This window comes from Acinetobacter sp. CY73, from assembly GCF_059515865.1.
This window is the reverse complement of the sequence record NZ_JCAKMZ010000014.1, coordinates 1-22,032: the sequence shown is the minus strand read 5'-3', so window position 1 is coordinate 22,032 and position 22,032 is coordinate 1. Positions and strand designations below refer to the sequence as shown.

Below are 22,032 nucleotides of genomic sequence, written 5' to 3'. Positions count from 1 at the left end.
ATTTGATATTCTGCTTAAGTCCTCTTAATAAAAAAACGCTCCGTATGGAGCGCTTTTCCACTGGCTTAATGTTGATGATTAAGCAATAACTTCTTTTACAGCAGCCACTACAGCTTCAGTCGTAATACCAAAGTGTTGGTATAAGTCTTTTGCAGGTGCTGATTCACCATAAGTCGTCATACCAATCACACGACCATCTAAACCCACAAATTTCCACCAGTAATCAACATGCGCCGCTTCTACAGCAACACGTGCACGAATATTCGATGGAAGAACTGCTTCACGATAAGCCACATCTTGTTTCACAAATTCTTCAGCACATGGCATAGAAACAACACGCACACCATCAAGTTGTGCATACGCATCCATTGCAAGCGATACTTCAGAACCTGTCGCAATGATAATGGCTTTTAACTCGCCTTTTTCTTTAGCCAATACATAACCACCTTTCGCAACATCTGCAATTTGAGCATCAGTACGCGTTTGGAACGGTAAGTTTTGACGAGAGAAAATGAGGGCTGTTGGACCTTCACTACGTACCAGTGCAGATTTCCAAGAAATTGCAGCTTCTACCGTGTCACATGGACGCCAAGTGTTGAGGTTCGGTGTACCACGTAAAGATGCAATCTGTTCCACGGGTTGATGTGTAGGACCATCTTCACCTAAACCAATTGAGTCGTGTGTATAGACATGAATCACACGCTGTTTCATCAGTGCAGACATACGTACTGCATTACGTGCATATTCCATAAACATGAGGAATGTTGCTACATAAGGGATGAAACCTCCGTGAAGGGCTACACCGTTGGCAATCGCTGTCATACCAAATTCACGTACGCCGTAATGAACGTAGTTACCTGCAGCATTGTCTTGAACGCCTTGTGCACCTTTCCAAAGCGTTAAGTTAGAACCCGCAAGATCCGCAGAACCACCTAAGATTTCAGACAACAATGGCGCAAATGCTTGAATCGCATTTTGGCTCGCTTTACGTGTCGCAACTGTTTCAGCTTTAGCATTTACTTCAGCAATATAAGCATCTGCCTTCGCAATGAAATCGCTTGGTAATTCACCTGACATACGACGTTTAAGATCAGCCGCTTCAGTTGGATATTTTGCAGCATATGCAGCAAAAGTGTCGTTCCAAGCAGCTTCAGCCTGTTGACCTTTTTCTTTTGCATCCCAAGCGCTATAAACATCAGCAGGAATTTCGAACGGACCTTCAGTCCAACCTAAAGCTGCACGGGTTAATGTGATTTCGTCATTACCCAGTGGAGCACCGTGGCAATCTTCTTTACCTTGTTTGTTTGGTGAACCCAAACCAATAATCGTTTTACAAATGATGAGTGTTGGTTTATTCGTTTCAGCTTTCGCTTCTAAAGTTGCAGCACGTAATGCATCTGCATCATGACCATCCACTTTAAGCACTTGCCAGCCGTAAGCTAAGAAGCGTTGTTCTGTATCGTCAGAGAACCAACCTTCAACTTCACCGTCAATTGAAATGCCGTTGTCGTCGTAGTAAGCAACAAGTTTACCCAAACCTAAAGTGCCCGCCAATGAACATGCTTCGTGAGAAACACCTTCCATTAAGCAACCATCGCCTAAGAAACAGTAAGTGAAATGATCAACAACTTTAATGTCATCTTTGTTGAATTGTGCAGCTAAAGTTTTTTCAGCAAGTGCAAAACCCACAGCATTGGCAATGCCCTGACCCAATGGACCAGTGGTTGTTTCAATACCCGGTGCATAACCTAATTCTGGATGACCAGGCGTTTTAGAATGCAATTGACGGAAAGATTTAAGATCTTCAATTGAAAGATCATAACCAGTCAAATGTAACAATGCATAGTGAAGCATTGAACCATGACCATTAGACAACACGAAACGGTCACGGTTCGCCCAATTTGGATTTGTAGGGTTGTGACTCAAGAATTCGCGCCATACAACATCAGCAATATCCGCCATCCCCATTGGAGCACCTGGATGTCCAGAGTTTGCTTTTTGCACAGCATCCATTGCGAGTACACGAATTGCGTTTGCAACACGACGTTCATTCAGCGGGGTTGTCATAGATCAGAATCCGATATATTTAAAAATGTGGGAAGTTGAATTAAATTCAAAACTGCGCGTATTGTCGTAAAAAAATGAGACAGCGTAAAGACTAGAAACGTATATTTATCCTATATTGAGGCAAATATAGTTAAAAACAAGATGTTTAAAATTATACTACAGGTGGAATATTCAGTTTAAATGAATTTAAGCAATGCTGACTTGATTCCGACCCCGTGTTTTAGCTTGATAGAGCGCCTGGTCCGCTTCATTCACCACTTGTAATGAACTTTGACTCGGATGTGAAAATGCCACACCGATACTACACGTTACGAATATGGATTTCATAGGATCTACGGCATGGCGGTGGCTAGCGAGTGCTGAACGACAACGCTCGGCTAAACGCTGAACTTCGTAAGGATGTGTATTTTCAATAATAATTAAAAATTCTTCCCCACCATATCGCCCCAAAACATCACTTCTTCGAATAACTTGCTTTAAGGTATTCGCTGCACTGATTAAAATTCGATCTCCCATCAAATGTCCGTAGGTATCATTAACCGACTTAAAATGATCTAAATCAATTAATAATATGGCATAAGGATGGTCAGACGATTCAGTTTCATCGAGCTGCAATAAAAACTCATTCAACATACGGCGGTTATAAATAGACGTTAAACCATCCTTACGACTGAGTTGCGTGACATAAGACTCACGTGCAGACCATTGCGTAAGTATGGTATTGAGAATAAATACACCGAGTAAAAAAGGTGGTGCACTAAAGTAAACAGTACTACACAACCAAAACGAATTTTTAAAATTGGGATAACCGATCTGATCAATGTTAAACAAAGGTTTATATTGAACTTGACCATTAACGATTCCACTAGACAAGAAATATACAAATACAGCAATGGCATAGATGAGTGTAAAAATCAGCATCTTACGATCAAATAAGACAATCAATAAGTAAATAAAACTCATTGCATTGATAACCGCCCCAGCTTCAAGTAAGCCTGAAGAATACCAATCAAATACCATGGAGCTAATCAGTAAAACAGCACAAAAATAGGGAAAAAAATGTTGTGCCCACTCTTGATTACGACTCAGTAATAAGATAAAAACCACAAGTAGTGTAAAGAAAAACTCAACGATCTCAATGTTAAGATGGAAATATAGAGTTTCCAAATTTACAAATTGCTGGACTTCAGGGGTTAGTAATGTAAATGCCTTCCAGCTGATCCATAATGCGCGTATAAAAAGATAAAAAACGAGCACTAAAATACACTTATGAACCTGACTCCAATTTAAAATTTTTGAATCAAATACAAACCAATGCACATAGCTCAGTAACGATTTTAACATTTTATATTTGACTCTTCACGACCAACTGCCTAAGCACATTTATTAGTATTGTTTAACAATTTGCTTAATATAAGGCTAATGCGGACAGATTCACTCAATTTGATACAAAAAAACAAACAAATAATTCGTTAAAGTTTTAACCCTAAGACTTGATTTTATTTATAAATATGGTGAAAAAATTGCAACTTTTTACTAAAGATTGAATCCTCATTCAATGTTTGCTCATTTATAGATGATTTGACATAGTTGGTATTTATTCTTGTATTAACTCGAATGCAGCTCATCCATTTATTGTATGAATAGCCCTATTCCAGACCTTTATCAGTTTGATAGATGTACATATCAATTAAAAAGGCAATAAATTGACATAATTTCATGCTTTTTAGTCAGGTTGAGCTAGTCCAAAAGTCTAACTCGATGTACCATATTGCGTCTTTTAAATTTAACTGTGATAGGACTTATGCGCGAGTACGCTGTATTTACTTCAGAATCTGTAAGCGAAGGTCATCCAGATAAAATGGCTGATCAAATTAGTGATGCTATCTTGGATGCAATCTTAAAAGAAGACCCGTATGCACGGGTTGCTTGTGAAACGCTTGTAAAAACAGGTGCTGTCGTTCTTGCCGGTGAAATCACAACAACAGCAAATATCGACTTTGAAGCGATTGTTCGTAACACTGTCAATGGTATCGGTTATCACCATTCCGATCTTGGCTTCGATGGCTCTACTTGTGCTGTATTGAATATGATCGGTAAACAGTCGCCTGAAATTGCTCAGGGTGTTGACCGTCAAAAGCCAGAAGATCAAGGTGCGGGTGACCAAGGTTTAATGTTCGGTTACGCTAGTCGTGAAACTGATGTGCTGATGCCTGCTCCAATTTCATATGCGCATCGTCTTATGGAAAAACAAGCTCAGCTTCGCAAGCAAGGCACTTTAGCTTGGTTACGTCCAGATGCAAAAAGCCAAGTTACTTTTGCTTATGAAAATGGCAAACCTGTTCGCTTAGATGCTGTTGTACTTTCAACTCAACATGATCCTTCAATTTCTCAGTCTCAATTAAAAGAAGCTGTGATTGAAGAAATCGTGAAGAAAGTTATTCCTGCTGAAATGTTCCATGCAAATACTAAATTCCATATTAACCCAACAGGTATGTTTGTGATTGGTGGACCTGTAGGTGACTGTGGTTTAACGGGTCGTAAAATCATCGTTGATACATACGGCGGTATGGCGCGTCATGGTGGTGGTGCTTTCTCTGGTAAAGATCCATCGAAAGTTGACCGCTCAGCCGCTTATGCTGGTCGTTATGTTGCAAAAAACATTGTGGCTGCTGGTCTTGCAGATAAATGTGAAATCCAAGTGTCATATGCCATTGGTGTTGCAGAACCAACTTCGATTTCGATCAATACATTTAACACGGCTAAAGTATCGGAAGAATTGATTATTGCGTTAGTTCGTGAACACTTTGACTTACGTCCATACGGTATTACGCGTATGCTTGATCTGATTCAACCGATGTATCAACAAACTGCTGCTTACGGTCACTTTGGTCGCGAAGGTTCTGATAGTGCATTTACTTGGGAAAAAACAGACAAAGTTGAAGCATTACGCGCCTCTGCTGGTCTCTAATTTTTGAGTAAGTATTTAATATAAAAAGCCCACAACGTTGTGGGCTTTTTTATATCCAATCATAATTTGAACAATCAAAGGAACAAAAATTATAAGCTTGATAATTGGCTAGATATTATTGACTCGTTTTTTGATTACCCTGCTCTAGCGCATTTAAAAAACCATGTTGTACAGGGACATTTTGATGATCATGTAAATACATCTGTCCTACTTTAAAAACAATCGCAACCATCAAACAAGCAAAAATACAAAACATCCAAAATCCATAAGGGGTTCGAATATTCTGTGATCCACAGCTTTGACAAACTTTCTCAGAAGACTGTACTGTCTTTTCGCAACACGCGCAGTGATACTGATAGTGCATTATTTCTTACTCCCAGCTTGATCATTATTTTTGTTTTATCTATATTTTTTAACGCTTTTATTATCTTATGAGACACAATATACATTATCAACCCATATTTTAATAAATAACCACCAATAAGCAATATCAAAATATTTAAATTATAAATTACATAAACATAAGTTGGTTAGGTCTCGATTCTGACCACCTTTTAAACGTAACAAAAAATTAATTATTTATTTTATCTCAATTAATTCTTTAATTAATATAAATACAATCAAGTTGAATTAAAGATCGTTCAAATTGAGTCATTATAAATTCTCGATTCCAAATATGATAAATTATTATAGAATACACTTTTACATAAAGCTTGGGATTCAAAATGGTTCAGTTAATTAAAAAAGGGGGGTTGCGTGAGCGTGCCAATCGCAGCCGAACCTATCAAGGCTCTGAAAATACAGAAACCACACTTCATCCAAATTCATATTCGGATAATAAAAAACAAGGTTTTGACCAAGATAATTCAGGTCGTGTTTCAAAGTCAGCGATTACAACAAAGGCTTTTGACCCTTCAAAACCCGATACGCTTTAAGTCAAATCCAAACTCAAAGCATTAAATAAATCGCATCAATCCACAGAATAATCGCAAAAATCAAAAACAGCGCGCCCGATAAAATATCGATATAACTCCCAGAACGCTGGTAAGTAGCCTTAATTTTTGGCATCGACATAATCAACATAAAGAGCGCAAACACTAAAAAGGTTTGAATCGGGATAATGACAGCCAGTTGCGTTTTTAAGTTACTTGCTGCGGATGAGCTTAATGCCAGTGAAAAAACACTACTAAAATAAATCAATGTTTTTGGATTGGATAAGTTAGTCAATAAACCCAATAAAAAATAGTTTTGAGGCGTCTTATCCTGATTGTCTTGGGATATATCTATTTCAAAGCGTTGATTTAAAGTAGCTAAACCACCCTTCAACATTGCCCATCCCATTTTTGCTAAAAATAGCCCACCAATCAGCATAAGTACCTGCTGAATCCAAGGAAACTGTGTAATTAATACCGTGAAGCCGAGTAAGGTGAGAACAACCCAAACCAAAATACCGACTGAAATACCTAGAATAATTTTAAGTGTGTTGATTCGTGTCGTAGATGCAGCACTTTTAGCAATCAAGAGTACATCAGGACCAGGGGTAAATTGAGCCACAAAATGCAATATACAGATCGTCAGGAGCAAGGACATAAATTGGCTTAAACATGAAATAATACCTGAATTATAACAATTTTAAATTTTGTCTGTTGTATTGATCTGAATAAATAACGATGACTTACATTTGCTCAAATCTGATCTGTCATAAAAAAGCCAAATCATTTGATTTGGCTTTGCTCATACATTAATGAAGTAAGTTAGTTTATTTAGGATTCACATCTTTCATTTCAATTTTCTTTGCATCTGGCGTAACTTCGCGTGCTTCCCCATCAATGATCGTAGAGTCGCGACCACCACGAGTTTGTTGATTTTGGGCTTCTTGCATTTGACGCATCAGATCAGCAAATGGGTTTTGACCTTGAGCACCACCGCTCATGCCTCCCATTCCATTCATATCGCCCATCATGCCACCCATCATTTTTTCCATCATGGCTTGTTGACGCTTCATCATGGTTTTCATCATGATCGATTTAAACGCACGCTGTACAGGTGGAATTAAAATTAACAACGCAATCAGATCAGTCATCAAACCCGGGATCATCAAAAATAAACCCGCAATAATTTTTGGCAAATTATTGGTCAGGTTCGGATCTGCACTCATTTGACCTTTTTGCATTTGTTGCATCTGTGGCATCAGGCCCGAGGCATGTGTACGAATCATATTCATCCCAATAAAAAATGCCGCAATGAACCAGAAGAACACATACCACATACTTCCGACGAGATCACCTATTCCGATCCATACGAATATTTCAAGGACGATACCAACTAAAACAATAAGAGCTAATTTCATGGAAAGTAATCTAATCTCAAGAGAATGAATAAATTGCGGTAATCATATGCTTAATCTGTATCAAGCTTTTTTCATACACTTATGTAACAATATGGGCATTATATTATTTTTAAAGTCTTTGAATGTCACTAATTATTGGAATTGATCCAGGTTCACGTTTAACGGGCTACGGAATCATTCAAAAAGAAGGTCAAAAACTAATATTTGTCGATGCTGGAACGATTCGAACTGAAACGCCCGAAATGCCCGAACGATTGAAAAGAATTTTTGCTGGAATAGAACGAATTGTAAAGTTTCATGGCCCGACTGAGGCTGCTGTTGAACAAGTGTTTATGTCGGTAAACCCTGACTCTGCATTAAAACTAGGTCAAGCACGAGGAGCTGCGATCGCGGCACTGGTCAATTTAGATCTACAAGTTGCTGAATATACGGCACGTCAAATTAAGCAGTCTGTGGTTGGTTATGGCGCTGCAGATAAAGAACAGGTTCAAATGATGGTGATGCGTATTCTAAATCTCAGTATTAAACCTCAACAAGATGCCGCTGATGCGCTTGCCACAGCAATCTGTCACGCTCATGCTTCGGGGAGCATGACAAAACTAGCAGTATTGAATGCCTTAGGTGGAATGGCACGTGGACGAAGTCGCAGTAGTTCACGTAGACGTTAAATTAAAGTTTCAAACGTTTAATCTAAAATGAAAAGATCAATTAAAGGTGCTAATCCAAATAAGGAATAACATCTTTTTTTATTTCATTAATTGAAGGCTTTTTAGAATAAGTAATGGTTACACGACGACCAAAATTACGAATATTTTTCTTTTGATTCCGATCAATTCGAATAAAGACTAATTCATCAGGTTCATTTCGATGATTGATTTCGCAAATCATAATCGTACCGTGCTTTTCAATCACTTTATATTTTGGAAATGCTTTCTGAACAGCCTGTTTCAATGATTGTCCTTCAAGCTTTGTCCCACTTGCCATCTGTGTATACATCACGATTCCGATACAGATCACTAGAACGACAGCAACGATCAAATATTTTTCCATTTTTCACCTTATATTTTAATTCATTTAAAGAGTAGTTTAGCTCTTATCTGCAATGCTATCTAAACGCCTAATGGATGATTCACAACATGGTAAATCGCATGATTCATCTGATGTGCTTGTAAGCCACGCATACCCTGTTGAGCCATATAATCACCCGCCAAAGCATGTAAAGTCACAATTTGATGTAGATCAATTTCATTATCAAATTGGGCTTTTAAACTTGCTATCATTCCTGCAAGCACATCACCCATCCCCCCCGTTCCCATTCCAGCATTGCCTGCAGTACAAATCCAAGGCAATGATTTTTGGTTATTCGGCTTAAATTCATTTTTTATAGTCTGTAGAGTTAAACTCCCCGCACCTTTCAATACCCATTGACCTGCGTATTTTTCCTGTAAAGCATGAATCGCTTGAATACGATCACACTCGACTTGTTGAACCAAAGTATTCAATAACTTTGCAGCTTCACCTGGATGCGGTGTAAGAAAACACTGCTCATGCATTTTTTGAGGATTAAGTGCCAAGAACCATAATGCATCAGCATCAAGTACTAATTTAATCTTGGAATGAATCAGAGCGTCTATCCAATGGTGATAGATGCCTTTCGCCCATTCATCTCGACCTAAGCCCATGCCAAAGCTGATCGCATCAACTTGCTCAATGACCGTTGCAATATCATTTGAAGACATGGCATTAATATCTCTGACCATGATATTCGGTGAACGCGCCAAGATTGAAGCATGATGTTTCGCATCACATACAATACTGACTTTACCTGCACCTGCATAAAAAGCAGATTCAGCTGCCATGATGACAGCTCCGCCCATATCTGCATGTCCACCAACGATCAATACATGACCATAACTGCCTTTGTGCCCAAAAGCTTGACGTTGTGGGAGTTGTATATCATTTTGCGAAAGCTGAGCCATCGGTTCTAGTTCTTGATCTATGGGAATGAGTGAAACCGATTCAATTGTTCCTGCGTATTCTTTTCCTTTACCCGTAAATAGTCCTGCTTTTAAAGCCAAGATACTATAGGTAATATCTGCTTTAATCGCACAAGGCAGTGGTTGACCTGTATTTGCATGCAATCCACTGGGAATATCAATGCATATCTTTAAACCTGATTGAGCATTGATCGATTGAATAATGTCTTGCCATAATTGATCTAAATCACGATTGAGTCCAATCCCGAATAAAGCATCGACATAGACATCATAGTTTTGCTGAAAATCGAAACCTGAATAGATTTTGAGATCACAATCTGATCGTTGTTGCGTAAGCTGTGCTTCTTGATAAGCTAACTTTAAAGCATTGGACTGCCCAAGCTCAGCAGCATAAATGTCTACTTTTAAACCTGCTTCAGCCAAATATTTTGCAACCAAATAACCATCACCTGCGTTGTTACCCGTCCCACAACAGACCGCAATATTTTTAACGGGATTCTTTAAAGGGTTAAAGGAATCGATTAATCGTTGTGCAATTGTCCAAGCGGCTTGTTGCATCAATCCATAAGCGCTGTTTTGTTGACTAAACCAACGCTGTTCCCATGCTTGAATAGCATGGCTGTGATAAACTGAATGACGCATCATCTTTCCTTATTATCTTGGTTATGGCTCAATCCACATCTTTAGTAAAAATCCCTGTAGATCAGCAAGATCCGGTTGCATTGAAAGCATGGATTAAAGCACAAGCTTTGGACTTGGGTTTTTCCGATTGTGTCATTGCCAAACCAGATGCTCAAGCAGAATTAGTCCGTTTTCAAGAATATTTAGATCGTGGCTATCACGGCGATATGAAGTTTTTAGAAGAAAATCTAGAAAAACGTGCTGATCCGACTTTATTGGTTCCGGGAACAAAAAGTATCATCTGTGTGCGCATGGATTATTTGGTTGAGACACCCAAGCCTCGATATGTCCCTGATCAACCCAATGCTGCCATTATTGCCAGATATGCACGTGGACGGGATTACCATAAAGTGATGCGTGGTCGCCTCAAGATATTAGCCACACGTATTCGTGAAAAAATAGGAGATTTTGAATCTCGCCCCTTTGCAGATTCAGCCCCTATTTTTGAAAAATCTCTCGCTGAAATTGCGGGTATGGGCTGGACAGGAAAACACACTTTACTGATTCATAAAAAGGCGGGCTCTTTTTTTGTTTTAGGTGAACTATTCAGCTCACTCGAATTGCCTTTTGACTCTCCCGCAAGCAAACATTGTGGATCATGTACCGCCTGTATTGATATATGCCCGACACAAGCCATCGTCGAACCCTATATGCTGGATGCTCGTAAATGTATTGCCTATTTAACCATTGAATATCAAGGCATTATTCCTGAAGAATTACGTCGAGGTATTGGCAATCGTGTCTTTGGTTGTGATGACTGCCAACTGATTTGTCCATGGAATAGTTTTGCTCAAACCACCTCGATAGAAGATTTCCACCCTCGACATGGTTTAGACCAAGTCAGCTTATTAGAACTTTGGGCATGGGATGAAGCAACTTTTTTAGCCAGAACAGAAGGTAGTCCACTGCGGCGTACAGGTTATCAAAGTTTTATGCGGAACATCGCAATTGGACTGGGTAATGCACCCTATTCTGAAAAAATTATCGAAACTTTAATGCGAACACGAGTTGAATACGATGAGATTGTGCAAGTCCATATTGACTGGGCAATCGCTCAACAGAAACTAAAACAATGAATAAACTTTTTTCAATTTTAAGCCTATCCCTAAAAACAAAACACGTTTTAGAATTTTAAGTGCACGTTAGCGACCAGTTCATAGCAAATATCAACCCCAATAAACTTTGCAAACATCTAACAAGAATTCAAGATAATTTTGTAACCAAATCAACAATTCCTATTTTCAATCAACATAGCAAAATCGATGATTTTTTCTCAACAAAAATGTCATTTTTTAAGCTTTGTCTCCTCATAAAAACCCGTATGATCAAATCAATGCATTTATTAGATGGATAAAATATGAACGTGCGCAATGATTGGACGCGTGAAGAAATTCAAAAATTATATGAACAACCTTTTTTAGATTTGGTTTTTGAGGCGCAACGTATTCATCGTCAACACTTCGATGCAAACAACATTCAGGTCAGTACTTTACTTTCAATTAAAACGGGAAAATGTCCTGAAGACTGTAAATACTGCTCTCAATCTGCACGTTATGACTCCAAGCTTGAAGCTGAAAAACGTATCGAAGTTGAAAAAGTGATTAGCGAGGCCAAAGAAGCGTTAGCCTCTGGATCATCTCGTTTCTGTATGGGAGCCGCATGGCGTAACCCACATGAACGTGATATGCCTTATGTCTTAGAAATGGTCAAAGAAGTGAAAGCATTGGGTTTAGAAACCTGTATGACTTTAGGCATGCTCAATCAATCTCAAGCAGAGCGATTAAAAGATGCAGGTTTAGATTATTACAATCACAACTTAGATACCTCTCGTGAATATTATCCCAATGTGATTACCACCCGCTCTTATGATGATCGCTTAAATACTTTAGATCATGTCCGTCAGGCAGGCATGAAAGTATGTAGTGGTGGAATCGTGGGCTTGGGTGAGGACAGTAAAGATCGTATCGGTTTATTACATGAACTGGCGACTTTGGCGATTCATCCTGAATCAGTACCGATTAATATGTTGGTGCCGATTGAAGGTACGCCTTTAGCCGATGTAGAAAAATTGGATGTGACCGAATGGATTCGTACAATAGCAGTCGCTCGTATCATTATGCCTAAAAGTTATATTCGTTTATCAGCAGGTCGCGAGTCATTGTCTGATTCTGATCAAGCGTTGGCATTTATGGCTGGGGCAAACTCGCTATTCTCAGGTGAAAAATTACTCACCACACCAAATGCGGGTGAAGGTCGTGATAGACAATTGTTTCATAAGTTAGGCTTAAAGGCTGAAAAAGCAAAACCCACTGTTGCAGAACTCACCATTGATGCCATGGCAAGTTAAATTGATATGGATTGATTCTTCATATTAAGAATAAAGTGAAGAAGTAATCCTATAAAGAAAAAACCCAATGTACTGTTGGGTTTTTTCTTTATTGAAGGAAGAATCCAGCTCAGCTTTTAGGACATTAATTATTCTAAAGTGACGTAATCAAAATGCCATAAGAAGCATTTAGATAATCACCTTGTTTAATACGATCTGTTCCATTGGCATGATGAACCAAAAGCTCTTTGGTCAATGCATCATATTCAAAGCGATCATAACAATCTTGATGTGAAACCAACCAAGTCAAGGTATCTGCCAAATTGGCATCGACAACATAAGTCGTTGCTTTAAAATCTTTAGACATGCTTCATTTTATGCTTGCGATATATTGGCTCAATTCTACTTAATGCAATAGCCTGAGCCAACATACTTCTATCCATTATTATCGATCATTTGTGCTCTTAAGCCACAGTAAGATCCTGAATCATTTTGCTGAGTTTTGGATTTTCAGTTTGCCATTTCGGTTGTTTGTCTTTATCAATAATTAAAGCACGCACACCTTCCATCAAATCGCCATGTTCAAACCAAATATCTTGCAAATCTCGTTCAAGCTTCATGCATTTTTCTAGCGATAAACTTCGCCCAATCAACTGTAATTTCAAACTGGTTTGTTTGGCAATCAAGGAACGTTGTTTAAGCACATTTAAAACTTTTTCAGCCCAAGGTTGGCGAAGTGGGTCTCGTTCATTGGCGAGACTCTTCTCAATTTCTTCAATGCTTGTATGCGAAAAATGCTGATGGATCTGGCTTGCCAAATCTTTTAACTCACTACTCACAGGATCATTGATAAAACGAGAGATCACTTGTTCAATTTCAATTTTGCCCAATTCAGGAAGTGCAATAATCGCCTTGATCAATTCTTCCATACGTGCGCTTGGCACATGGTAATCAATTAAATCCAAATAAAGTGCATCACTACTACTGATTTGCTCACCCGTAATGGCAAGATAAACCCCCATGTCATCTAAACGAGATAGAAAATGCGTTGCCCCGACATCTGGGAAAAAACCAATCGCTGTTTCAGGCATCGCAAATCTTGATTTTTCGCTGCTGACTAAAATATGACAGGCTTGCGCCAAACCAAATCCACCACCTAAAACATAACCATCTAAAAAGGTGAGTACAGGCTTCGGGTATTGTCGAATGGTGTTGAGCATTTTATATTCGGCTATAAAGTAGTCTCGATAATCACTACTGTCATTTTTATAAGCATCATACAAATAGCGAATATCACCACCCGCACTAAAGGCTTTTGGACTGTTTGAGTTAATCAAGATCGCTTGAACAAAGTCATCATCTTTCCACGCTTCAAACTGCGCTTGAATGCCTTGAATCATCTCAAGTGATAAAGCATTTAAGTGACTGGGACGATCTAAAGTAATGATGCCTAAGCTACCTTGCATCTGGATCATTAAGTTATTTTCATTCTTCATTTTTTATATCCGAGTAATTAAAACAAATAAATAAATGGCTCAATGTTTATTGGTTTTTAAATTGAGCAGGTCGTTTTTCAATAAATGCACGCATGCCTTCTTTTTGATCTTGACTGGCAAAGATGGAATGGAACGTGCGACGCTCAAAGCGCAAGCCTTCAGCAAGGCTCACTTCAAAGGCACGATTGATCGACTCTTTAATCATCATCACAGCGGTTAATGATTTTTCTGCAATTTTCTCCGCGGCTTGTAGGGTCTGTTCTAACAATTCATCTGCAGCAAAGACGCGAGCCACCAATCCACTTTGTTCCGCTTCAATCGCACCCATTTGGCGTGCGGTTAAACACATCTCCATGGCTTTGGCTTTACCGACTGCCAAGGTCAAACGTTGAGTCCCCCCAATACCCGGTAATACGCCTAAAGTGACTTCGGGCAAAGCAAATTTGGCATTGTCTGCGCAATAAATAAAATCACACATCAGCGCCAACTCACAACCACCACCTAAAGCATAGCCACTGACCGCTGCGATCAAAGGTTTACGGCGCTGTGCAATACGATCTGCCAGACTAAAAAAATCATCAAAATAAATATTGGGAAAAGTCAGTTCTGCCATTTCTTTAATATCCGCACCTGCGGCAAAGGCTTTCTCTGAACCAGCAATTACAATACAGCCAATTGCTTGATCTTTTTCCAGTTGATCTAGCGCTTGATTGATTTCACCAATCAATTCTGTATTGAGTGCATTCAGTGCTTTTGGACGATTCAAGGTGATTAGCCCCACACCATTGTTCTTATCTAATAAAATCGTTTCAAAATTCATTCTTTTACGCCCTTTCAATATTTAATTTTTTTAGCTTTAAGTCAGCCTGACCTATAAACTCCGTGCAATCACCAAGCGTTGAATATCACTGGTGCCTTCATAAATCTGGCAAATACGGGCATCGCGATAAATGCGTTCAATCGGGAAATCCTTGAGATAACCGTAGCCACCAAAAATTTGTAAGGCTTGAGAACAGACACGTTCGGTCATTTCTGACGAAAAAAGTTTCGCCATAGACGCTTCAGTGAGACACGGCTGACCTGCTTCTTTTAAGCGCGCCGCATAATGCACCATTTGTCGTGCAACTTGAATTTCGGTTGCCATACTGGCTAAACGGAAGGAAATGGCTTGTTGCTCAAAAATGGGTTTACCAAAAGCCACGCGTTCTTTGGCATAGCGAGTTGCTTCCTCTAAAGCTGCACGTGCCAAACCGACCGCTTGTGCTGCAATGCCAATACGCCCACCTTCAAGGTTGGATAATGCAATTTTGAGACCATCACCTTCTTTACCCAACATCATGCTTTTATGCAAACGCACATCTGTCAGTGCAATTTGGCAAGTATCAGAAGCATGTAAACCGAGCTTTTCTTCAACCCGAATCACTTCATAACCTGGAGTGTTACGCGGAACGATAAAAGCACTCATGCCTTTTTTGCCTGCGCTGGGATCGGTCACTGCAAAGACAATGATGACGCCGGCATTATGCCCTGAGGTAATAAACTGCTTCGCCCCATTTAGAATATAATCGTCGCCCTCTTTCACCGCACGGGTTTTGATCGCAGCCGCATCTGAACCCGTATGTGGCTCAGTAAGCGCAAAAGCCCCGATCAGTTCCCCTTGTGCCAAGGGCTTTAAATACTGCTCTTTTTGTTGTTCTGTACCAAATTTTAAAATGGGGACACAGCCCACAGAGTTGTGCACGCTCATAATGGTCGAGGTTGCCCCATCTGCCGCGGCAATTTCCTCTAAAGCCAATACATAAGCTAGGTTACCGGTTTCTGAGCCACCCCATTGTTCAGGCACCAACATGCCCAAAAACCCAAGCTCACCCATTTGATTCAGGGCTTGCTTCGGAAAAATTCCTTTTTGATCCCACTCACTGGCGAAGGGCTTAATTTGCTCGACGGCAAAACTTTTCGCCATATCTTGAATCAGTACTTGCTCTTCGGTTAGTTGCATATCTCGTCCTTTTGATACATTCGTTCACAGCCGTTTATACAGCTTGCTGTTTGCTTATTTCTTGCTTATTTAATTCTTGCTTACTAACGTCTTGTTTCTTCAATTCTTGCTTGTTGATCTCTTGATTGCGCAATAAAAACCGTTGAATTTTACCACTCGGCGTTTTAGGAAGTTCAGTCACAAATTCAACCAATCTTGGATAAGCATGTGCAGATAAACGTTTCTTCACAAACTCACTGAGTTCAGCAGATAACTGATCCGTTGCTTCAACCCCTTGTGCCAAAATAATAAAGGCTTTCACCACTTCCGTTCGTTCAGGATCAGGGACACCAACCACAGCGGCTTCAACCACGGCATCATGTTCCAAGAGCGCACTTTCCACATCAAATGGCCCAATACGATAACCTGATGTCGTAATCACATCATCACTGCGTCCCACAAAACTCATACTGCCATCAGCATGAATTTCTGCGGTGTCACCTGTTAAATAATAGTGACCAACAAATGGAGATTTCAGGCTCTCTTTATAGCCACCAAACCACATTAGTGGTGATTTTTCCAAATTGATCGCTAAAATCCCAGGGGTATCGGTTGGCAATACATTGCCTTGCTCATCGACCACAGCAATCTGATATCCAGGACTTGCAAAACCTGCTGAACCTGCACGAATATCGTGTTTTAAAGCATGATGATTACACACCACCATCCCGACTTCAGTTTGACCATAATGATCATAAATCGGCGCATTTAAAACGTGATCAAACCAACGAATCACTTCGGGATTGAGTGGCTCTCCTGCACTACTCACCCGTCTAAATTGTCCACGAAGTGTGGTCATCTGATCTAGATCGGCAGCCATCATTAAACGATATGCTGTCGGAGCACCTGCTAAGTTGGTGATGTTATATTCTTGAGTAATCTTGATCAGGCTTTCGGTGCTAAATCCACCTTCATAGAACAAGGTTGCATGACCCAATAACAAGGGTCCAGTAATGGCATAGTACAAACCATAGGCCCAACCCGGATCGGCGATATTCCAAAATGCATCATCTTCAGTCAGACCAATTGCATCTTGCATATAACGACCAAAGGCAATCAGTGCTTTTAGGGGCACCTCTAAAGGCTTGGCTAAGCCTGTTGTGCCAGAGGTAAACATTAATAAAAATGGATCATTGATCCCCAGTAAAACCACATCACATTGATTCGACTGAGCATTTACTTCGTTCCAGAAATCTAAATCTGCTTCTGGTCGTTTAAACCCCGATGCAGGTACCACTGAAATAATCGGTGGGCAATCCTGAACTTCATCGAGCTTCGGACGATTGGTTGCATCGGTCACCACAAACTTACTTTTCGCCAGTTGCACACGATGTTCAATCGCTTTGGGTCCAAATGCGGTAAATAAAGGCTGATAGACAGCACCAATCCGCCATGCGGCTAAAATGGTAATCAGTAGCTCTACATTTCTTGGCAATAAACCCGAAACTCGATCACCGCGCTGAACACCTTGAGACTTGAGAAAATTAGCAAATTGACTCGAGTACTCTTTTAACTGCTGAAAGGTGTATTGTTTTTTTTCACCATCTTTAGATTGCCAATACAACGCGACTTTGTTGCCTGTCGCATGTCGATCACAACATTCATCACAAGCATTTAACGCATTTAAAGAACCGTTCAACAATGCATCCGCTGCATTTTCTAAATTAAAACTCTTTGCAACATCTTGATAGTTTGACATGTGCTACCTCAGTTTCATTTTATTATTGATCGCAATACCTTTTCCATGAAGGCACTACTTCGTCATCCTTTGACTTTTATCCCGTCTATTCACCCTAATTCAGTATTTTTCACGGCGAGTTTGACGGTAAATATTGTTGAATCACACTGGAAAAATCTAAGTGGTTTTTACCCTGTAAACACATTTGCTGATAGAGCTGTTGGACTAATCCACCAAGTAAAACAGGTTGTTGCACCTGAGCAGCGGCTTCTACCGCTAAACCTAAATCCTTTAACATCAATTGATTGGCAAAACCATTCGTATAACCCCGTGACGCTGGTGCATTCGGGCTAATTCCTGGCCACGGATTACACACCTCAGAACTCCAGCAACGACCACTTGAACTATTAATGACCCCTGCCAAAGCTTGCGTATCAATGCCCAGTTTGGCACCCAATGCCATCCCTTCTGCGACAGCTGCCATTGATATCCCCAAGATCAGGTTATTACAAATTTTGGCAATTTGACCGGCACCAACTTCGCCACAAGACACCGTATTTTTACCCATGTGGCTCAAAACAGATTGAGCAGCATTAAATGTGTCTTGATCTGCACCCACCATAAAGGTCAAGGTTCCTGCTTGTGCGCCAATAGTGCCCCCTGACACAGGGGCATCACAGATTTGAATGCCTTTTTCATGCGCAATTTTGGCAATATCTTGAATGGTTTTCGGGTCAATGGTACTACAATCAATGCAGAGACTCCCTGCTTTAAGCACTGCCAAAACACCGTTTTCACCTAAATACACATCGCGCACATGTTTCGCCGCAGGCAACATGCTAATCACAATATCTGCTTGTTTGGCCGCCGCTTGTGGACTTTCACAAATTACACCACCTTGCCCTTGAAGTGCTTGTAGTGCTTTTTCACTCAGGTCAAAACCAAAAACCTGCTGTCCCGCTTTTAATAGATTGTGCGCCATGGCACCGCCCATATTTCCAAGACCAATAAATGCAATTTTCATTGTTGATCTCCTTAGCGCAGATTGATCGTGGTATTGACACCGGTAGACTCTTGAGAGTCTTCAAACCAACGGCTGGTAATGGTCTTGGTTTGGGTATAAAATTGGACTGCTTGCTTACCATAAGGACCTAAATCACCGAGTTTTGAACCACGAGAACCAGTGAAGCTAAAGAATGGTACAGGGACTGGAATTGGAATATTGATGCCGACTTGACCGATATTAATTTGATGCTGGAAAGTACGTGCGGTTGCACCACTTTGCGTAAAGAGACCTACACCATTACCAAATGGGTTGGCATTAATCAGGGTAATTGCCTCTTCAAGTGTATCCACACAAATAATCGCTAAGACTGGCCCGAAAACTTCTTCTTTATAAATACGCATGTCAGTCGTGACATCGCTGAAAATGGTTTGACCGACAAAATTGCCTCTTTCATATCCCTTTACTTGGACATCACGACCATCGAGTAAAAGTGTTGCACCTTCTTCAACACCGCTATTGATCAAATCAATCACACGGGCTTTGGCACGAGGTGAAATCACCGGTCCAATATCGGTATTGGGCTCATGCCCTGCATTGACAGACAAGGTTTTGGCTTTTTCAACCAGTGTATCAATCCATTGCTTAGTTTCACCAACCAGAACCGCAACCGATAAAGCCATACAACGCTGTCCTGCCGCGCCAAAAGCCGCACCCACCAACGCATTTAAAGTTTGTTCTTTATTGGCATCAGGCATGACCACCACATGGTTTTTTGCACCCATCATCGATTGCACACGCTTACCATGTTGACCTGCTAAGTTGTAAACATGCGTGCCGACATGGGTCGAACCGACAAATGAAATCGCTTTAATATCTTGATGCGTACAGAGTAAATCGACCACCTCTTTGCCACCGTGTACCACATTTAAAACCCCAGCTGGCACACCGGCTTCGATCGCAAGTTCAACCAACATCATGGTCGATAACGGGTCTTGTTCAGAGGGTTTAAGCACAAAAGTATTCCCACACACAATCGCCATCGGGAACATCCAGAGGGGAATCATGGCAGGAAAGTTAAATGGGGTAATCCCTGCACACACGCCTAGCGGTTGTTGCAAAGTATAGGTATCCACACCACGAGCAACGCCTTCGATATACTCACCCATTTGCAGCGTACCAATTGAACAGGCATGTTCTACAACTTCTAAACCGCGTTGTATATCACCTTCAGCATCAGCCAAAGTTTTACCTTGTTCCGCTGTCAAGACTTGAGCGATTGCTTTGGCATTTTGACGAATCAAATCTTGAAATTTAAGCATGATCCGCATACGCGCTTGAATTGGTGTTTGACTCCAACTCGCAAACGCATTTTGTGCAGATGAAATCGCTGCATTGACTTCTTCAACCGTCGCAAACGGTACATGACCTAAAACATCTTGGGTGGCTGGATTAACAATCTCTTGCCAATGCGTTGTTTTTGAATCAACAAATTCACCGTTGATTAAAAGCTGAGCTTTTTTTAATTCTATTTTCTGAATTGCGTTCATAACCATTCCTTGGGTATTCAATTGTAATTTTTGACAACAACTTCACCTTCAAATTTAAGCTGTCGTTGGTTTTTAAGTTCTAAATCCAAATTAGCAAATTTATCTTTGACCACCAACCTAAATTCGTGCACGATCGATGTGCATATTTGCACAGGAAGTGAAAATAACAATGAAAATCAATTGGGATCATTTACAGTATTTTTTGGTACTCGCACGTGCCAAGACCTTAACCAATGCTGCAAAAATTATCGGGGTCGAACACAGTACTGTTGCGCGAAGAATCCAAGCCTTAGAGCTTGCTTTAGGTACTCAATTGTTTAAACGAGAAGTCACAGGATATGAACTGACGACTGAAGGAATGGCATTGGTTCCTCGTATTGAACATATGGAACAAGCCTATTTGCAAATTCAAAAACCTCATAACCCTCTAGAAGGTCGTGTGCGAATTGGCACACCTGAAGGTTTCGGAACAGCATTTTTAACTCAATTATTGGTTAAATTTTCCAAACAATATCCTCTCATCAGTATTGATCTGATCCCCGTACCTAAAATGATTAAACTTTCACACCGTGAAGCAGATATTGTAATTTCTATTGATCGACCGAAATCTGGCCCTTATATCATTACGCGCTTGACGGATTATTGTTTAAAAATTTATGGCAGCAAAAGTTATTTAGCATCCAATCCAGCTATTCAAACTTTGGATGATTTATCGCAACATCGCTTCGTCAATTACATTGATGATTTAGTCTATAGCCCAGAACTCTATTGTTTAGAACGGCTTCCATTACAGCTCACAGCAAATTTTAGAAGCAGCAGTATTTTAGCGCAACAAATTGCAGTCAGTGCAGGCGCAGGACTTGCGATTTTGCCCAAATTTATGGCAGAAGATAAGCCTGAACTTGAACAAGTGTTACAGCAACAGGTTCGTTTTACCCATACTTTTTGGATGCTAACTTTGGTGGATTTGCAGCATGAACCGCGGATCAAATTGGTCTGGGATTTCCTGAGAAAACAAATAGACTCTCTACAAGACTCATTGATGGATTAAGCATAGAGAACTAAGTTAATCATCTGATAATTAGCTAACAAGAGCTTAATTATCATTTGATAGTGTTTAAGTATGACGTGTTATCCATTTATTTTTCATGTTTTGATTGTATTTTAATAAAAACAGATACAAGACAGCTTCATGATTTTCTTTCTTCTTCGAAAAGCTTAAAGTTTTCCGTGTAAAACGTCCCAAGCGATTTCTTAATGTAGCATTGAACCGCTCAACATGGTTCGTTAACCCTTCGAAATTCAAGAAGAGTCCAAACAAGCTGAAGCAGATCTTCTGGCTCATCTTAAACTTAGACACTTGATTCCAAGCACAGATCCAAACCTTATATAACTTTAAAAAACCTAATCTTATAAGTTGATTTAAGCTACTTACCATATTCTTACTAGCAAATAAAAACAAAAAACCACTTAGGATTAGTACACGTAAGCGGTTGTTTTATATGGTGGCCCAGACGGACGAAAACTATTACCTACCCTATTGTTTTTATTACACTAATTACTTTTAAAAAATTACAGGATACAAACTAGGATACATGATTTAAATGTTGTTTTTTTGATCACTTGAACTTTTTTCACCACCAAACTCCCCTGCCATATCACCAAGATCACTGAATTTTTAAAATACAAAGCTTGTTGGTGAAAGAAGAGCCGACATCAATAGACCTCTTGCGAAAGTAAAAACTATGCCCATATAAATGTCATGAGATATCAGAAATTAAACCATTTTTCAGATTCTGAATTCAAACGCTTGGTTGGCGTACCTCGGCAAGTTTTTACTGAAATGGTCGAGGTTTTAGCAAAAGCAGAATCACT

The 22,032-nt window shown here is 40.0% G+C and carries 20 protein-coding genes and 2 pseudogenes; 7 read left to right on the top strand and 15 right to left on the bottom strand.

The features are described from left to right. Positions 1 to 78: 78 nt before the first annotated feature. Both tkt and AC5YD2_RS08335 read right to left on the bottom strand, forming a co-directional pair. The gene (gene tkt / locus AC5YD2_RS08340) at positions 79 to 2,067 is read right to left on the bottom strand and encodes a transketolase (RefSeq protein WP_496125890.1); all 1,989 of its coding nucleotides are present in this window, start codon (positions 2,065 to 2,067) and stop codon (positions 79 to 81) included. A gap of 186 nt (positions 2,068 to 2,253) precedes the next feature. Then, positions 2,254 to 3,411 (bottom strand): GGDEF domain-containing protein, encoded by a 1,158-nt coding sequence (locus AC5YD2_RS08335; RefSeq protein WP_496125889.1) that lies wholly within the window; start codon positions 3,409 to 3,411, stop codon positions 2,254 to 2,256. Between the two features lie 460 nt (positions 3,412 to 3,871). On the opposite strand from AC5YD2_RS08335, the gene metK reads away from it, so the two are divergent. After that, positions 3,872 to 5,038 carry a methionine adenosyltransferase gene (gene metK / locus AC5YD2_RS08330; protein WP_496125888.1) on the top strand — a complete coding sequence of 389 codons (1,167 nt, stop codon included), beginning with the start codon at positions 3,872 to 3,874 and terminating at the stop codon, positions 5,036 to 5,038. A gap of 115 nt (positions 5,039 to 5,153) precedes the next feature. On the opposite strand, the gene AC5YD2_RS08325 is transcribed toward metK, so the two are convergent. Further along, positions 5,154 to 5,402, bottom strand: a complete 249-nt coding sequence (locus AC5YD2_RS08325) for a hypothetical protein (RefSeq protein ID WP_496125887.1) — start codon at positions 5,400 to 5,402, stop codon at positions 5,154 to 5,156. Positions 5,403 to 5,763: 361 nt separating this feature from the next. On the opposite strand from AC5YD2_RS08325, the gene AC5YD2_RS08320 reads away from it, so the two are divergent. Next, entirely contained in the window at positions 5,764 to 5,973 is a 210-nt protein-coding gene (locus tag AC5YD2_RS08320) for a hypothetical protein (protein WP_496125886.1), read from the top strand. A gap of 13 nt (positions 5,974 to 5,986) precedes the next feature. Here the strand turns inward: AC5YD2_RS08320 and AC5YD2_RS08315 are convergent, their stop codons facing one another. Both AC5YD2_RS08315 and AC5YD2_RS08310 read right to left on the bottom strand, forming a co-directional pair. Continuing rightward, complete coding sequence (locus AC5YD2_RS08315) at positions 5,987 to 6,628, bottom strand: LysE family transporter (protein ID WP_496125885.1); 642 nt, start codon at positions 6,626 to 6,628, stop codon at positions 5,987 to 5,989. Positions 6,629 to 6,797: 169 nt separating this feature from the next. Then, entirely contained in the window at positions 6,798 to 7,388 is a 591-nt protein-coding gene (locus AC5YD2_RS08310; RefSeq protein ID WP_496125884.1) for an FxsA family protein, read from the bottom strand. Positions 7,389 to 7,510: 122 nt separating this feature from the next. Here AC5YD2_RS08310 and ruvC point away from each other — a divergent pair, with 122 nt between their 5' ends. Next, on the top strand, positions 7,511 to 8,056 hold the full coding sequence (gene ruvC / locus AC5YD2_RS08305) for a crossover junction endodeoxyribonuclease RuvC (RefSeq protein ID WP_496125883.1): 546 nt from the start codon (positions 7,511 to 7,513) through the stop codon (positions 8,054 to 8,056). Positions 8,057 to 8,105: 49 nt separating this feature from the next. On the opposite strand, the gene AC5YD2_RS08300 is transcribed toward ruvC, so the two are convergent. Continuing rightward, a complete protein-coding gene (locus AC5YD2_RS08300) occupies positions 8,106 to 8,438 on the bottom strand; it encodes a hypothetical protein (protein ID WP_496125882.1) in 333 nt (110 codons plus the stop codon). A gap of 59 nt (positions 8,439 to 8,497) precedes the next feature. Then, a complete protein-coding gene (locus tag AC5YD2_RS08295; RefSeq protein WP_496125881.1) occupies positions 8,498 to 10,027 on the bottom strand; it encodes an NAD(P)H-hydrate dehydratase in 1,530 nt (509 codons plus the stop codon). Positions 10,028 to 10,050: 23 nt separating this feature from the next. Between AC5YD2_RS08295 and queG the strand changes: the two genes are divergently transcribed. Both queG and bioB read left to right on the top strand, forming a co-directional pair. After that, positions 10,051 to 11,142 (top strand): tRNA epoxyqueuosine(34) reductase QueG, encoded by a 1,092-nt coding sequence (gene queG / locus AC5YD2_RS08290; protein ID WP_496125880.1) that lies wholly within the window; start codon positions 10,051 to 10,053, stop codon positions 11,140 to 11,142. Positions 11,143 to 11,423: 281 nt separating this feature from the next. Then, positions 11,424 to 12,413 carry a biotin synthase BioB gene (bioB, locus tag AC5YD2_RS08285; RefSeq protein WP_496125879.1) on the top strand — a complete coding sequence of 330 codons (990 nt, stop codon included), beginning with the start codon at positions 11,424 to 11,426 and terminating at the stop codon, positions 12,411 to 12,413. 133 nt (positions 12,414 to 12,546) lie between these two features. On the opposite strand, the gene AC5YD2_RS08280 is transcribed toward bioB, so the two are convergent. The 7 genes from AC5YD2_RS08280 to AC5YD2_RS08250 form a co-directional block, all read right to left on the bottom strand. Then, positions 12,547 to 12,759: a hypothetical protein gene (locus AC5YD2_RS08280; RefSeq protein ID WP_496125878.1), complete on the bottom strand. Its 213-nt coding sequence runs from the start codon at positions 12,757 to 12,759 to the stop codon at positions 12,547 to 12,549. 97 nt (positions 12,760 to 12,856) lie between these two features. Beyond that, positions 12,857 to 13,888, bottom strand: a complete 1,032-nt coding sequence (locus tag AC5YD2_RS08275; RefSeq protein WP_496125877.1) for an enoyl-CoA hydratase/isomerase family protein — start codon at positions 13,886 to 13,888, stop codon at positions 12,857 to 12,859. A gap of 46 nt (positions 13,889 to 13,934) precedes the next feature. Next, positions 13,935 to 14,708, bottom strand: coding sequence for an enoyl-CoA hydratase (locus AC5YD2_RS08270; RefSeq protein WP_496125876.1), 774 nt, complete (start codon positions 14,706 to 14,708; stop codon positions 13,935 to 13,937). 51 nt (positions 14,709 to 14,759) lie between these two features. Further along, a complete protein-coding gene (locus tag AC5YD2_RS08265) occupies positions 14,760 to 15,887 on the bottom strand; it encodes an acyl-CoA dehydrogenase family protein (RefSeq protein WP_496125875.1) in 1,128 nt (375 codons plus the stop codon). A gap of 34 nt (positions 15,888 to 15,921) precedes the next feature. After that, entirely contained in the window at positions 15,922 to 17,625 is a 1,704-nt protein-coding gene (locus AC5YD2_RS08260; protein ID WP_496125874.1) for an AMP-binding protein, read from the bottom strand. A 109-nt stretch (positions 17,626 to 17,734) separates the two neighbouring features. Then, entirely contained in the window at positions 17,735 to 18,628 is an 894-nt protein-coding gene (mmsB, locus tag AC5YD2_RS08255) for a 3-hydroxyisobutyrate dehydrogenase (RefSeq protein ID WP_496125873.1), read from the bottom strand. Positions 18,629 to 18,639: 11 nt separating this feature from the next. Beyond that, entirely contained in the window at positions 18,640 to 20,157 is a 1,518-nt protein-coding gene (locus AC5YD2_RS08250) for a CoA-acylating methylmalonate-semialdehyde dehydrogenase (RefSeq protein WP_496125872.1), read from the bottom strand. A 169-nt stretch (positions 20,158 to 20,326) separates the two neighbouring features. Between AC5YD2_RS08250 and AC5YD2_RS08245 the strand changes: the two genes are divergently transcribed. After that, entirely contained in the window at positions 20,327 to 21,208 is an 882-nt protein-coding gene (locus tag AC5YD2_RS08245; RefSeq protein WP_496125871.1) for a LysR family transcriptional regulator, read from the top strand. A gap of 66 nt (positions 21,209 to 21,274) precedes the next feature. Here the strand turns inward: AC5YD2_RS08245 and AC5YD2_RS08240 are convergent. Beyond that, positions 21,275 to 21,451, bottom strand: a pseudogene (locus AC5YD2_RS08240) (IS1 family transposase); the annotation flags it as partial. 468 nt (positions 21,452 to 21,919) lie between these two features. On the opposite strand from AC5YD2_RS08240, the pseudogene AC5YD2_RS08235 reads away from it, so the two are divergent. Further along, positions 21,920 to 22,032, top strand: a pseudogene (locus AC5YD2_RS08235) (IS5/IS1182 family transposase); the annotation flags it as partial.